Source organism: Sphingomonas sp. GW821-FHT04B01, assembly GCF_059420425.1.
In genome coordinates, this window is the sequence record NZ_JBWKTR010000007.1 from 231,471 (window position 1) to 244,439 (window position 12,969).

The following is a 12,969-nucleotide window of genomic DNA, read 5'->3' on the forward strand; positions in this document are numbered from 1 at the left end:
ATGAAAGGCTCACATCATGGCGAACCGTCTCTACTCGCTCTACAAGCAGTCCCTCCTCGGGGCTGGCGTCAACCTGGTCACCGGCACCGTGAAGGTGCAGCTGGTCGACACCGGTGCCTATACATTTTCCGATTCCCACCAGTTCCTCTCGTCGATCCCTGCCGCCGCCCGCATCGGCAACCCGGTCACGCTCACCAGCAAGACGGTGGCCAGCGGCGTGTTCGACGCGGCGGACAGCGTCTTCACGTCCGTCCCGGCCGGCACCGGCACCGCGGCAAACGTCGAGGCGCTGGCGATCTACCGCGATACCGGCGACGCCACGACCTCCGACCTCATCGCCTACATCGACGCTGCGACCGGCCTGCCGTTCACGCCGGACGGCGGCAACCAGAACGTCACCTGGCCGTCCGCCGGCATCTTCAACCTCTGATCGGAGGGCCGCGCCTTGGGCACGACCACGCAGAACACCGCCGCGGTCGCGCGGGGGTATCCCTACAAGGCGCGGCTCTGGGTTCGCCCTGACGCCGACGGCGAGACGCAGCCCTTTCCGGAGGGCTGCACGCTGCTCGCCGATATCGCGCTGTTCGTCGGCGGGCCGGCGGTGGCGACGCTGAGCACCGAAGACGGGACGATCACCCGGATCGACGACGACACCGTCGAGGTCAGCATCCCCGGCGCCGCCACCGCGCTGCTGACCAACACGACCGCGCAGCTGGATCTCGTCCGCACCGATCCGTCGCCGGATGAATGGCTGGGGCTGCGGGTGCAGCTGCCGGTCGAGCAGCCAATCACCGCAGCGAGGCCGCGTTCATGATCAGCAAGATCACCATCGAGCGGCTGCGCCGGCGCGCGCTGATCACCAGCGCCGGGCTATCGGTGGTTCTGCTTGAGGCGGGATATCCGGCGCCCCCGGTGACGGGCGGAGTGCGCCCCACGCTCATCGTGTCGACGGCGCGTGTGGGCGCACCGGCGGTGTCCGCCTCATCATCGGGCGGCGTCAGCCCCGCGCTGATCGCGTCGACGGCGTTCGTTGGTACTCCGGCGCTCGCCAACGCGACCGGCGCGTCAGGCGTGTCACCGGGTCGCATAGAAAGCGCGGCCGGCGTCGGCGCTCCCGTCATTGCCGCCGCGATCGCCGGCGCGGTGGCGCCGCCCCTCATCGCCGCGGTGTCTTTCGTCGGAACCCCGGCGGTAACCAGCGGGTCGGCGCGACCGGTCGTCGCCCCGACCGCCATCGCCTCCGGATCAGCTGTTGGCGCCCCGACCGTCACGGCCGCTCCGGTGACCGCAATCGCTCCATCCGCGATCGCCAGCACATCGGCCGTCGGCGCGCCAGCGAGGTCGTCGGCGCAGGCTGGAGCGATTGGCCCGGCGCTTATCCCAAGCGGCGCCGCTGTTGGGAATCCAACCGTAGCGAAGCCTGGTCAGGGCAGCATCGCGCCAAGCCTGATCGCTTCGACCTCGGCGGTTGGCTCGCCTACCATCACGGGCACTTCGGTGAGCAGCACGACCTACGCCAACTCCGACCAGGCGCGCGCGAACGACGCCGCATACTCGAGCCAGTTCCGCTCGATGGAAACGCAACTGAACAGCAAGGGGGCCTGATATGGCTGCTATCGATTTCGGCTCTGGCGCCGGCACCGCCACCGGCGACACGGTCGCGCAGGCGTTCGCGAAGATCCAAGCGCGCCTCGACGCGGTGCCCAATTCTCAGCCCGACCCCACGATCGGCAACGCGGTCATCGTCGGCATCGGCGACAGCATCATGCGAGGCCTCAGCGGGGACGGTCATATCGCCTTGTCGCAGCTGGGGTTCACGCCAACGGTCAGCGTCAACAATCGCGGTCAGGACAACCTCACGGTAGCGCAGGCGCTGGCCGATGTGCAGGCAAATAGCGGCTGGGGCGTCGCATCGGGCAGCTGGGTGTCGGATCGCCCGTGCATCGTGGTGTTCCAGCGCGGGACGAACGACATCGGCGCGCAGGCGCGCACTGCGGACGCGACCTACGCCGACCTCTCGCAAGTCGTGTTGCTGTACAAGAACCAAGGCTTCTACGTCGGCGCCGAGACCGTGCTGCCGCGCTACAGTGCCTGGAGCAGCGCGCAGGAGGCAGAGCGGATCAAGTACAACAATCTGATCCGCGCCAATGCCTTCGGGGCCGACTTCATCATCGACAGCGCCAGCGATCCCGTCATTGGCGACAGCGGCGATCTGGCCGGCAAGGCCTTCTCGACTAGCTATCCGATGCCTGCGACCACGTATTTCGCCGATGGCACTCACCTCAGAGGGCCCGGCCAGGACCGCAAGGCGATCATCTACCGCAAGGCCCTACCGCAGTGGCTGGTGATGGCGCCGCGTGCGAAGAACCAGTTCTCGTCCGGCACCCCTGCCGCAGCGTTCACCGCGCAGCCGACGGTATCGCCGTCGAGCGGGACCGCGAGCAGCACGACCTTCAATGCCACGCCCGGCACGGTCAGTAACGGCTCGATCACGTCGCGCAGCTGGAAGCTCAACGGAACCGAGATCAGCACAAGTACGTCTGCGGCGCCCGCGGCTTCCGGTACTCTGACCTATCAGGAGTTCGCCACTGGTTCGGGCGGCAACGCCTCGTCCAGCGTCATCTCTATGACGGTCGCAGCCGCGGCGGCCACCGATACTACCCCGCCGGTCATCACCTCGGCCAATGCTATCAGTCAGGCCGAGAATTCGGCACTTAGCCTTCCGCTGACCGCGAACGAGACGGTGACGTGGTCGAAGACGGGCGGTGCCGATGCGGCCAAGTTCACGCTGTCCGGTTCGACGCTATCGCTTCCGACGCAGGACTTTGAGACGGCGGCCGATGCCGACGCCAACAACACGTACATCGTCACGATCCGCGCGACGGACACCGCTGGCAACTTCACCGACCAGACGATCACCGTCACGATCACCGACGTCAACGAAAATGCCGCGACCGGTCCTACGGCCACGTCGCGCACGACAGCGATGGCTTACGACGCCGGCAAGTTCGGCGCGGGCGGTCGTTCGGCAGGGGCAGTGCTTATTCCGACCAGCGCCGTCCCGGCCACCCCGTCATACCCCATCACGTTCGAGATCTGGGCCAAGACCACCCAGACGACCGAGGGTTGGCTTATGCTGACCGACCGGGCGGCGGGGAACAACAACACCTGGGGCCTTCTCATCGAAAGCTCGGGCAAAATGCGGCTGACAGCCAGCAACATGTTCGATCAGAGCAAGCAGGTCACCACCACTTTTGTCGGTCGCGACGGCGCGTGGCACCATTATCGCGTCCGGCTCTACTCGACGTCGATCGAGTTGGACGTCGACGGCGTGCTGACCGCCCAGCTTGCCATCGCGCCCGTCACCGGTGCGCAGATGGTGCTCGGCGAAATCTACCAGAATGCGTACGCCAATACGAGTTGGAACGGCAGCTTCGACGAGTTCGCCGCATTCTCGGGCGCTCGCACCGGCGCTGCGCCGACGGCGGCCTATACCGGTAGCGAGCCGAACTTGCTGGCGCTTTACCACTTCGACGGCAGTCTCGCCTCGGGCAAATAATTGGCCCGGCGATGGTGCCAATTATTGAGCAAGCGCCTGGCGGGCGGCGACGGCGAGCTCGCGGAATGCAGCTTGCCACGTCGCGCCCGCCTCGCTCCAAGGGATCGGCCCTTCAAGGTTCGCGATACGGCTATCCCATAGCTTCTCGGCGAGGTGCTCGTTGACGGCGTCAATGTCGTTGCTGGTGCATAGGCGGCAGCGGGGCATGGCGAATCGCTTGCGTTGTTGTTCCTGTTACGTTCCATAGCCGAATGCAGCGGCAGCAGCGAATCACGGTCGAGCTATCGGTGCAGATCCTGCGCGCCGCGATGGCGTCTGGTGATCGGATCGACCCGGCCGCGGCGCCGATCCGCCTCGCGCTGCGCTGCCTCTGTCCGCACTGCCCAGAGCGCTGGCCGCTGGTTCAGTTCTGGGAGGGCGGCCAAGGCACACACGATATCGGCCGATCGCAATCGATGACGGCTTCGTTCAACGGGATCATCCGCCAGCTGCGGCGATCGGGCGCCTGGACGGACGAGGCGCTTTAGAACCCCGGCCGGCAGCTGAACCCAGCCGGCGTCAACTGCCATCGCCCCATGTGCAGGCGGATCAGACCCTTCGACGAAAGCGTCTCTCGCAGTGCGGGCGACAGGTCGACGCGCATCGCCCACCCTTCCCCGTCGTGCTCCGCCTCGGCGATCGCTGCTCGCTCGCCATTGCCCAGCCGGTGAGTCGCTTCATCTTCGGTCATAGGGTGGAGCGTGCGCAGTCGCCGGTGATTCGCGCAAGCCGCGGTTACACCGGCGACGGCTACCCCTCGTCGGAATTCTCAGCCGGTTTGTTTTTTGAGGCAGCTGATCTCGTTGCTTCGGACTTTCGATAGTTGGTAAGCGCGATCACCACGCTAACAATAATCCCCAGTCCAAGAGCAGAGCCGGCCTTGGCTTCGCCAACGCTCACCATGTATGCCACGATCCCGAGCATCATCATTAGCGCGATGAGCGTTGCGCCCAGCCCAGCCAAGTTGAGCACGAATTCATGCGTGCCCGTTTTTTGTGTCATTTTGTGCCGGAAGCGCCGCTCGTCGGCGGCGCCATCGGCTATCTCCCGCGCCAGGCCCGGCACAACGGCCTCATATTGCCGCAAGAGTTCCGCCGGAGGCAACGGCCCCTGGTGAAACATAACCTGCTCAATAACCTCTTGGCGCTCAACCGGGCGCAACGGCTCGAGGATGGCCTCGACGCGCTCAATTGTTTGTTCGGTCTTATCCGGTGTCAGATCACTGGGTTTCGACGCCCCCTCATCCGCTTCTGCGTTGATCGGGGGCGTCACACCGGCCTTAGCGGGCTCATCACCCAACGAGACGTTCCGCCTTGCTGGCCATCGATCGGCGAAGATCCCCGCCAACTGCTCGCCAGTCAGAGGCAAGCGAGCCGGCTTCGATCTTGCTTCTCGTCTTCTCCATGCTGGGGCCGGAGACAATGCGTGAGGCCCCGTCGAGAATGAATTTGCCGGTGTGGCTGGACCGGAATTTCATGTTCTCACCATCCTAAGCGCGACCATATGATCGCTAGTGCTACCTGCTGCTAACGTACGGTCCTGTCAATTCGCCCCACGCGAAATGACTATCACAGCAGTGATACACAGATAGGGTGGTGCCGGTTAACGCGCTATGACGTTAACGACCCGGCGGCATCGGGCTGTCGGGGCTGACAGCATGACGGAAGTAACTTCCGACTCGCCACGACGGGCTAACCGCCACAGGGGGCGTAGACCGGCGGTTGCCGGCGCCCAAGACGCGTGCAAGATAGCCGAGCTTCATGCCGGCACCCCATCGTGCTGGACGCCGTCGAGGAGACGGCCGGCGGCTTTCTTTCCGACCCGCGCGGCATAGTGGACGCGATCGCCATGGAAGCCAGTCCCGCCCGCCAGGTTGAGCCACTGCCCCGCGGATTTGCGTTCCTGATCACCGCACTGCCGCCAGTCTGGATCATCGCGGTCGCGATCATAGCTGAGCGCATGTTCGCCCCACTGCTTGAAAAGAAACGGTACTCCGGCGTCGGCGCACTGATCGCGCAGCCCGCGCGCCCAGTCGGGATGCATCGGCCGGGCCCCTGCCCCACTCTCTCCCCCGACGATCACCCAATGGATGGCCAGCTCATCGCCGATGCCGGTCCAATCGCACCGCGAGCAGCATTCGTACGCCCCGGTGCTCGGGTCCATCATCAGACCGTCAAGGGAATTGACGCACGGCTCGTAGAGCAGATGCTCGCCCAGATCGATCGGACCGAGCAAAGGCTCGATCGAGAGGAAACGGACGTCGGCGGCGATCGCTGCCAGCTTGGGGATATCCCGCTCGGCCTCGGCCTGGTTGACCACCGTGGCGCCCAGCCAGACGTTCTCCGGCAGGCGCGCGCCGGCGATCAGCTTGTCGACGTTGCCGATCCGCTTGGTGAGGAGGAGCCAGTCTAGGTCTGGCGTTGCCCGGATCAGTTCGAACAGGTCGGCGCGCCACGCCGGGTCGACGGCATTGTCGAACACGTCGGCAAGGCTGGCACAGAACACCCGTTGCCGCCGACCATGTGAGGTGCGGAACGCCGCGGCGTCTGCCTGCCACCGCAGCGGCTTCCGCCAGTTGCTGACGCTCGTCCGGCGGCGCGGCGCGCTCGGTCCCCAATTGCCCGCCACCCCGCCGCCAAAGCGCGCGTTCCGCGTCTCGGCGTAGCAATGGTCGCAGCCCGGCCCGACCTTCTGGCAGCCCTCCCATGGATTGAAGGTGTGATCGGTCCACTCGATCGCGCTGTTCTCAGCCACGGGCGCCTCCCCGTTGATCAGTCGTCTTTCGAATCGTCATTTCGTCCGTCCTTCACGTTATGACAAACGCGGCAACGCCGCAGAATACCTACCGTGAACAGAGCGGGAAAATGTCATAACGCACGTTGTAAAATAAGGCTTTCCGCTCGACTGTTAATCGAGCGGCCGTAGGTTCGAATCCTACTCAGGGAGCCATTTCCCCCAATGCGGGGTCGGCGTCGGTTCAACCCCCTCCCCATTTCGCTGCCTCGGCAGTGCACCGGACAGCTGGTCGGACGTCGCTCGCTTGCGTGATGTCGGACGACCGCCATCGCCGCGAGTCTAATTCCCATCAATACAGTATAAGTTTGTTGCTCCCGGTCGACGGATCGACACGATGGCGGCGTGCCGAGGGCGATACGCCCGGGCATCAAGCCATCGAAGGGGGGAACGAGATGAGTGCTTCACGTGCGCGGCGACGCGCCTGCATCGCACTGATGCCGATCATGGTGCTGGTGCCGGGCCTGGCGACGGCGCAGACCGGGCGGCCTGGGACGGGACAGGTCGATACGGACCAGCCGCAGGAAGGCGGCGAGATCGTCGTCAGCGGCCGGCGCATCTCGCAGGCGACGCAGGCGATCGGCGAGGATCGGACGACCAGCACCGTCGCGGTGACCCGCGACGCGCTGCTTTCGGCACCCTCGGGGATCTCGGGACTGAAGATGCTGGAGGCGCTGCCGGGCTTCAACGTGCAGACCGACGGTGCGCTCGGCCTCTACGAGTTCGGCAACAGCGTGCAGGTGCGCGCCTTCAACCTCGACCAGATCGGTTTCGTCGTGGACGGCATTCCCACCGGGCGCAGCGACGCGTTCGGCGGCAGCCCGGTGTTCCGCTATGTCGACAATGAGAATCTCGCGGTCGTGGAGGCGTCGCCCGGCGCCGGCGGCGTCACCGCGCCGAGCTATGCGTCGCTCGGCCCGATCGTGTCCTATCGCTCGATCGCGCCGCAGGACGAGGCGGGGGCCTTCTCCGCGCAGACGTTCGGCGACTATGGGCTCAAACGCACCTTCGTGCGGCTGAGCAGCGGCCGGATCGGGCCGGTCGCGGCGTTCGTCAGCCGGACCAAGCTCGACAGCGATCTGTGGCGCGGCGCGGGCAGCGTCGACCGCGGACATTGGGAGGCGGCGGCGCAGATCGAGCTGGGCGGCGACAGCTGGGCACGGCTGAAGTTCGTCAGCAACGACTTCTTCGACTATGACTCGCCCACCCTGTCGCGTACCGACTATCTGTCGGCGACTCCCGATCTCGGTGGCAAGACCGGCCGCGACCGGGGCTATATCGGCAGCGTGCCGGAGTATGCGCCGGTCACCGGGGGACCGCGCTATTCGAACGCCAATCATACCTACAATTCGCATCTCGCGATCAACGTCCGCCATGACCGGCTCTACGGCGGCACGGCGCATGCCGGCATCGCCGATGGCGTGCAGCTGGAGACGACGGTCTATCGGGAAGACAAATCCGGCTATGGCGTATCGCCCGACAGTTATGCCAACAGCCTGACGCGCTATCACCAGCAGGCCGCGCTGGGTCAGGCCGTGGTGGCACCGCGCGGCACGCAATTCGGCTATTCGGGAGTCGGCGGCGACCGCTACGGCATCGTCGAAGCGCTGCATGCCGATCTCGGCGCGCACGCGATCGATCTGGGCATCTGGGCGGAAAGCGATCGCTATCACCGCACGCAGCTGCGCTACAACACGACCGACGGATCGCCGGCCAGCGCCGCCAATTACGGCGAGGTGGTGTATCGCCGGCGCGACTATCGGTCGCGACGCGAGACGACGCAGGTCTTCCTGCGCGACCGGATCGCCCTCTCGCCCGCGGTCAGCCTCGACCTCGGCATCAAGGGGCTGGATCTCGACTATCAGCAGCGCGGCTATCGCGACTTCAACGATTATGCGCGCGTCGTGGCGGACACGGTGCGACCCGGCTGGGGCCCGCACTACAATCGCGCGCATTATCGCGACGCCTTCCTGCCGACCGCCGGCCTGTTGCTGCGGCTGCCCGACGACCACAGCCAGATCTTCGCCTCATATTCAGAGAATCTCGCGCTGCCCAAGGGCATGGACGATATCTTTGCGGTCGCGCTCAACAGCTCGGCGGCGGTGGTGGCGGCGCCCGCGCCCGAACGGTCGCGCAACGCGGAGCTGGGCATCCGCACCAACCAGCGCGAACTCTTCGCATCGCTGACCGGCTATTACACGCGCTTCGACAATCGCATCCAGGCGATCGCCGCCATCCTGCCCGGCACCACCACCGTCACCGAGACCTTCTACCAGAATGTCGGACGGACGCGCGCCTATGGCGTCGAGCTGCTGGGCAATTACCGGCCGGCATGGACCGGCGGTCTTGCCTACGCCAACCTCAACGTCACCTGGAACAACGCCACCTTCCTCGACGATATCGCGGCCAGCCCGACCGCTTTCGCGACCGCCGGCAAGACGATCCCCGACAGTGCGCGCTGGATCGTGTCGGGCGGGCTGACGGTGGAACCGGCGAGCTGGCTGGTGGCGAACCTCTCCGCCAAATATACCAGCCGGCGCCAGTCGACCTTCGTCAACGCGCCCGGATCGCAGGTGCCCGGCTTCACCGTCGTGTCCGCCTATGTCGATATCGGCGACGGCATCAGCATCGGGCCGGTCCGCACCATCCGCCTGCGGCTGAACGTCGACAATCTGTTCGACAAGGACGCCTTGTCGTTCATCTCGCCGGCGGTGACGGGCGACGGACTGTTCCGGCCGCTCAGCCCGCGGACGGTGCAGGCGACGTTGTCGGTGGGATTATGACCGCCGGACCGCGCGAAAGCGTGAGGCGATGGACTGCCGTCACTGGCTTTCAGGTCGCGCGCCTCGGACGAGGTGCTGCGGCGGACGATCGGCCAAGCTGGACTTTAGCCGGTACAGGCGGATCTTAATATCCTATCGATACCATAGGAATTAGTGGTGGAGACCGCCGATGTCGCGGCGAACAATGCGGAGGATATGCGACCACCATGGCCTATCGCCTGAGCATCCTCGACAAGGCCCTGATCCCCGAGGGGGTCGCCGCGCCCGATGCGCTCGACGGCACCGTCAAGCTTGCGGTGCGCGCGGACCAGCTCGGCTATCATCGCTATTGGTTCGCCGAACATCACGGCATGGCGACGCTGGGCAGCTCGGCGCCCGAGACGCTCGCGGCCTTCGTGCTCGCGCGCACGCGGCGGATCCGGGTCGGCTCGGGCGGCGTGATGCTGCAACATTATCCGCCGTACAAGGTCGCCGAGACGTTCAACCTGCTCGCCGCGCTTGCGCCGGGGCGGGTCGATCTGGGGATCGGCAAGGCGCCGGGCGGCCTGCCAAACGCGACGCGGGCGCTCCGCGCCAACCAGCAGGGTGCGGCGGCGCAGGATTTCGCGGCGAAGCTGCGCGACCTCGATGCGTTCGTCACCGGCGCACTGCCCGACGACCATCCCTATGCCGGCGCGATCGCCGCGCCGCGCCCGGAGGCGCCGGCGAGCCGCATCCTGCTCGGCGCCAGCGTCGAGAGTGCGGCGCTCGCCGGCGAGCTCGGCTGGGACTTCTGCTATGCGGGGCATTTCGACGGCGATGCCGAACGAATGGGCCGCGCCTTCGCCGTCTATCGCTCCGCGACGGGCCGGTCGCCGCTGCTCGCGCTCGTCGCCTTCGCGGCCGAGACCGAAGCGATTGCACGGCGCCATGTCGGCCCGCTGCGCCTCTATCGCGTGCGGCTCGCCGATGGGCAGACGGTCAACCTGCCCAACCTCGATGCCGCCGCCGAGTTCGCGCGGCAGGCGGGCGTCGCCGATTATACGACCGAGGAGATCGTGCCGAACGTGCTGTCGGGCACCGGAGCGCAGATCCGCGCCGAGCTCGACCGGTTGCACGCCGCGTTCGGCGTCGACGAATTCGTCATCGACACGCCGGTCGCCGGGTTCGCGCAGCGGCTCGATTCGATCGAGCGGCTCGCGCCGCTGACCCTGTCCCCCGCCCGCGCCTTCGAAACGCGCGCGGCCTGACCCCCTTCACGCCAGGAGCGAATGCGATGAGCAGCCGGTCTTCGATCCCCTTCGGCCTCATGCTGCACGGTCCCGGCGGCCACATGCATGCCTGGAAGCACCCGAGCAATCCGGCCGACGCCAGTATCAACCTGCCCTTCCTCACCGGGCAGACGCTGAAGGCCGAGGCGAACGGCATCGCCTTCGCCTTCGTCGCCGACGGACTCTACATCAACGAAAAGTCGATTCCCCACTTTCTCAACCGGTTCGAGCCGCTGACCATCCTGTCCGCATTGGCAACCGCGACCAGCCGGATCGGCCTCGCCGGCACCGTATCGACCTCGTACAGCGATCCATTCACCGTCGCGCGGCAATTCGCCTCGCTCGACCTCATCAGCGGTGGCCGCGCCGGCTGGAACGTCGTCACCTCGCCGCTCGAGGGGTCGGGACGCAATTACGGGCGCGCGCATCCCGATCACGCGCTGCGCTACGAGATCGCCGACGAATATCTCACCGTCGCGCAGGGGCTGTGGGATTCGTGGGACGACGACGCCTTCCCGCGCGACCGGACGAGCGACACCTATGTCGACAAGGCGCGCTTCCGCCGGCTCGACCACAAGGGGCGGTTCTTTGCGGTCGAGGGGCCGCTCAACATCGGCCGGTCGCCGCAGGGGCAGCCGGTCATTTTTCAGGCGGGATCGTCCGAGGCGGGGATCGGGCTCGCCGGCAAGTTCGCCGATGCGGTATTCACCGGTCCGGCGACGCACGACGAGGCGACGCGCTTCCGCGCGCAGGTCCGGGCGAGCGCGGTGGTGCATGGCCGATCCGCGGATCACGTCAAGATCTTCCCCGGCATCGCCGTCGTCACCGGCGCGACGGACGCGGCGGCGGAGGCGAAATTCGAGACGATCCGCAACCTGCTGACGGTCGAGGATGCACTCGACTATCTCGGCCGGTTCTTCGACCACCATGATTTCAGCGCCTATCCGCTCGACGCCCCCTTCCCCGATCTGGGCGACATCGGCGCGAACAGCTTCCGCTCGACCACCGACCGGATCAAGGCGGAGGCGCGCGCGCTCAATCTAACGCTGCGCGAGGTCGCGCTCGGCTCGGCGACACCGCGACCGCATTTCCTCGGCAGCGGCGAAAAGGTCGCCGACGAGATCATCCGCTGGGTCGATACCGGCGCGGCGGACGGCTTCATCCTCGGCTTTCCCGTTGCCGCCGAAGGGCTCGACGATTTCGTGACGCATGTGCTGCCGGCACTCGAAGCGCGCGGACGCTACGACCGGATGCTGCACGGCACGACGCTGCGCGACCATCTCGGCCTGCCCTATCGCGAGAGCCGCCATGCCGCGCCGGCGACGGATGCCACCGATACGCGGCGCAGCGCATGACCGATACGATGCTCCGCCGCAACGTCGCGCCCGTCCATGCCGCGATCGAGACGTTCATCGACGAATCGATCGCGCTGCGACACGATTTCCACCGCCATCCCGAACTGGCGTGGGACGAACATCGCACCGGCGGCCGCGTCGCCGAGCTGCTGCGCGGCTGGGGCTATGCGGTCACCACCGGGGTCGGCGGCACCGGGCTGGTCGGAACGCTCACGCGCGGCGACGGGACCCGGTCGCTCGGCATCCGCGCGGATATGGACGCGCTGCCGATCGAGGAGGCGAGCGGGCTCGAGTTCGCCAGCGAGGCACCGGGCCGGATGCACGCCTGCGGCCATGACGGCCATACGACGATCCTGCTCACCGCGGCGCGCTATCTCGCCGAACAGGGCACATTCTCGGGTACGCTGCACCTGATCTTCCAGCCCGCCGAGGAGATCGGCCAGGGCGCGAAGCGGATGATCGCCGACGGTCTGTTCGAGCGGTTTCCCTGCGACGCGGTCTACGGCCTGCACAATTGGCCGGGCCTGCCCGCGGGCAAGCTGGGGTTCGTCGACGGGCCGGCGATGGCCTCGGTCGACTGGATCGGCATCCGCGTCGTCGGCAAGGGCGGCCATGGCGCCGCACCGCACGAGACGGTCGACCCGGTCGTCGCCGCCGCGCATCTGATCACCGCCTTGCAGACGATCGTGTCGCGCAACGTCGCGCCGCTCGACACCGCCGTGGTGACGGTCGGCTCGATCCACGGCGGCGACGCGGCCAACGTCATCCCTGATCACGTCGATCTCAAGCTGACCGTCCGCACCTTCCGCCCCGAGGTGCGCGACGCGTTGCAGACGCGCATTCCCGAGCTCGCGCGGCAGGTGCTCGCCGGCTTCGGCGCGACCGCCGAGATCGAGCAGCGCGCCGGTTTCCCCAGCGTCATCAACCATCCCGCCGAAACCGCCTTCGCGCGCGATGTCGCGACCGGATTGTTCGGCGCGGAGGGGCTGATCGCCGACCTCGCGCCGCGCACCGCGAGCGAGGATTTCGCCTTCATGCTGCAGGCGCGGCCGGGCAGTTTCCTATTCGTCGGCACCGGCGACGGCGCGCCGCTGCACAGCCCGCGCTACCGCTTCAACGATGCCGTCATCGCGCCCGCCGCCGCCTTCTGGGCGCGGCTCGCCGAGACCTATCTGTCCTGAGTCCGGAGG

13 protein-coding genes are annotated in these 12,969 nt (G+C 66.9%); 9 read left to right on the forward strand and 4 right to left on the reverse strand.

The window, feature by feature from the left end:
• Positions 1 to 16: 16 nt before the first annotated feature.
• The 4 genes from AC07UH_RS16605 to AC07UH_RS16620 are packed head-to-tail and all read left to right on the forward strand — an operon-like array spanning position 17 to position 3,559.
• Positions 17 to 430, forward strand: coding sequence for a hypothetical protein (locus AC07UH_RS16605; protein WP_495181143.1), 414 nt, complete (start codon positions 17 to 19; stop codon positions 428 to 430).
• Between the two features lie 15 nt (positions 431 to 445).
• On the forward strand, positions 446 to 814 hold the full coding sequence (locus tag AC07UH_RS16610; RefSeq protein ID WP_495181144.1) for a hypothetical protein: 369 nt from the start codon (positions 446 to 448) through the stop codon (positions 812 to 814).
• Complete coding sequence (locus AC07UH_RS16615; protein WP_495181145.1) at positions 811 to 1,605, forward strand: hypothetical protein; 795 nt, start codon at positions 811 to 813, stop codon at positions 1,603 to 1,605. The genes AC07UH_RS16610 and AC07UH_RS16615 overlap by 4 nt, the downstream gene beginning before the upstream one ends.
• Before the next feature lies 1 nt (position 1,606).
• On the forward strand, positions 1,607 to 3,559 hold the full coding sequence (locus tag AC07UH_RS16620; protein ID WP_495181146.1) for a LamG-like jellyroll fold domain-containing protein: 1,953 nt from the start codon (positions 1,607 to 1,609) through the stop codon (positions 3,557 to 3,559).
• A 21-nt stretch (positions 3,560 to 3,580) separates the two neighbouring features.
• Here AC07UH_RS16620 and AC07UH_RS16625 read toward each other — a convergent pair whose 3' ends face one another.
• The gene (locus AC07UH_RS16625) at positions 3,581 to 3,766 is read right to left on the reverse strand and encodes a hypothetical protein (RefSeq protein ID WP_495189956.1); all 186 of its coding nucleotides are present in this window, start codon (positions 3,764 to 3,766) and stop codon (positions 3,581 to 3,583) included.
• 44 nt (positions 3,767 to 3,810) lie between these two features.
• Between AC07UH_RS16625 and AC07UH_RS16630 the strand changes: the two genes are divergently transcribed.
• A complete protein-coding gene (locus AC07UH_RS16630) occupies positions 3,811 to 4,086 on the forward strand; it encodes a hypothetical protein (RefSeq protein WP_495181147.1) in 276 nt (91 codons plus the stop codon).
• Here the strand turns inward: AC07UH_RS16630 and AC07UH_RS16635 are convergent.
• The 3 genes from AC07UH_RS16635 to AC07UH_RS16645 form a co-directional block, all read right to left on the reverse strand.
• A complete protein-coding gene (locus tag AC07UH_RS16635) occupies positions 4,083 to 4,289 on the reverse strand; it encodes a hypothetical protein (protein ID WP_495181148.1) in 207 nt (68 codons plus the stop codon). The genes AC07UH_RS16630 and AC07UH_RS16635 overlap by 4 nt on opposite strands.
• Positions 4,290 to 4,348: 59 nt before the next feature.
• Positions 4,349 to 4,966: a DUF2335 domain-containing protein gene (locus AC07UH_RS16640; RefSeq protein ID WP_495189957.1), complete on the reverse strand. Its 618-nt coding sequence runs from the start codon at positions 4,964 to 4,966 to the stop codon at positions 4,349 to 4,351.
• 390 nt (positions 4,967 to 5,356) lie between these two features.
• Positions 5,357 to 6,352: a phage Gp37/Gp68 family protein gene (locus tag AC07UH_RS16645; protein WP_495181151.1), complete on the reverse strand. Its 996-nt coding sequence runs from the start codon at positions 6,350 to 6,352 to the stop codon at positions 5,357 to 5,359.
• 434 nt (positions 6,353 to 6,786) lie between these two features.
• Here AC07UH_RS16645 and AC07UH_RS16650 point away from each other — a divergent pair, with 434 nt between their 5' ends.
• The 4 genes from AC07UH_RS16650 (at position 6,787) to AC07UH_RS16665 (ending at position 12,960) form a co-directional block, all read left to right on the forward strand.
• A complete protein-coding gene (locus tag AC07UH_RS16650; RefSeq protein ID WP_495181152.1) occupies positions 6,787 to 9,174 on the forward strand; it encodes a TonB-dependent receptor in 2,388 nt (795 codons plus the stop codon).
• A 206-nt stretch (positions 9,175 to 9,380) separates the two neighbouring features.
• Positions 9,381 to 10,403: an LLM class flavin-dependent oxidoreductase gene (locus AC07UH_RS16655; protein ID WP_495181153.1), complete on the forward strand. Its 1,023-nt coding sequence runs from the start codon at positions 9,381 to 9,383 to the stop codon at positions 10,401 to 10,403.
• A 26-nt stretch (positions 10,404 to 10,429) separates the two neighbouring features.
• Positions 10,430 to 11,779: an LLM class flavin-dependent oxidoreductase gene (locus tag AC07UH_RS16660; protein ID WP_495181154.1), complete on the forward strand. Its 1,350-nt coding sequence runs from the start codon at positions 10,430 to 10,432 to the stop codon at positions 11,777 to 11,779.
• Positions 11,776 to 12,960: a M20 aminoacylase family protein gene (locus AC07UH_RS16665; RefSeq protein ID WP_495181155.1), complete on the forward strand. Its 1,185-nt coding sequence runs from the start codon at positions 11,776 to 11,778 to the stop codon at positions 12,958 to 12,960. Before AC07UH_RS16660 ends, AC07UH_RS16665 begins: the two co-directional genes overlap by 4 nt.
• The last annotated feature ends 9 nt before the right edge of the window (positions 12,961 to 12,969 follow it).

What these genes read in the sequence shown, in the direction of transcription:
- AC07UH_RS16635 (WP_495181148.1), bottom strand. Translation starts at nt 4,289, where the DNA reads ATGACCGAAGATGAAGCGACTCACCGGCTGGGCAATGGCGAGCGAGCA.
- AC07UH_RS16620 (WP_495181146.1), top strand. Translation starts at nt 1,607, where the DNA reads ATGGCTGCTATCGATTTCGGCTCTGGCGCCGGCACCGCCACCGGCGAC.
- AC07UH_RS16605 (WP_495181143.1), top strand. Translation starts at nt 17, where the DNA reads ATGGCGAACCGTCTCTACTCGCTCTACAAGCAGTCCCTCCTCGGGGCT.
- AC07UH_RS16630 (WP_495181147.1), top strand. Translation starts at nt 3,811, where the DNA reads ATGCAGCGGCAGCAGCGAATCACGGTCGAGCTATCGGTGCAGATCCTG.
- AC07UH_RS16615 (WP_495181145.1), top strand. Translation starts at nt 811, where the DNA reads ATGATCAGCAAGATCACCATCGAGCGGCTGCGCCGGCGCGCGCTGATC.
- AC07UH_RS16650 (WP_495181152.1), top strand. Translation starts at nt 6,787, where the DNA reads ATGAGTGCTTCACGTGCGCGGCGACGCGCCTGCATCGCACTGATGCCG.
- AC07UH_RS16625 (WP_495189956.1), bottom strand. Translation starts at nt 3,766, where the DNA reads ATGCCCCGCTGCCGCCTATGCACCAGCAACGACATTGACGCCGTCAAC.
- AC07UH_RS16665 (WP_495181155.1), top strand. Translation starts at nt 11,776, where the DNA reads ATGACCGATACGATGCTCCGCCGCAACGTCGCGCCCGTCCATGCCGCG.
- AC07UH_RS16660 (WP_495181154.1), top strand. Translation starts at nt 10,430, where the DNA reads ATGAGCAGCCGGTCTTCGATCCCCTTCGGCCTCATGCTGCACGGTCCC.
- AC07UH_RS16655 (WP_495181153.1), top strand. Translation starts at nt 9,381, where the DNA reads ATGGCCTATCGCCTGAGCATCCTCGACAAGGCCCTGATCCCCGAGGGG.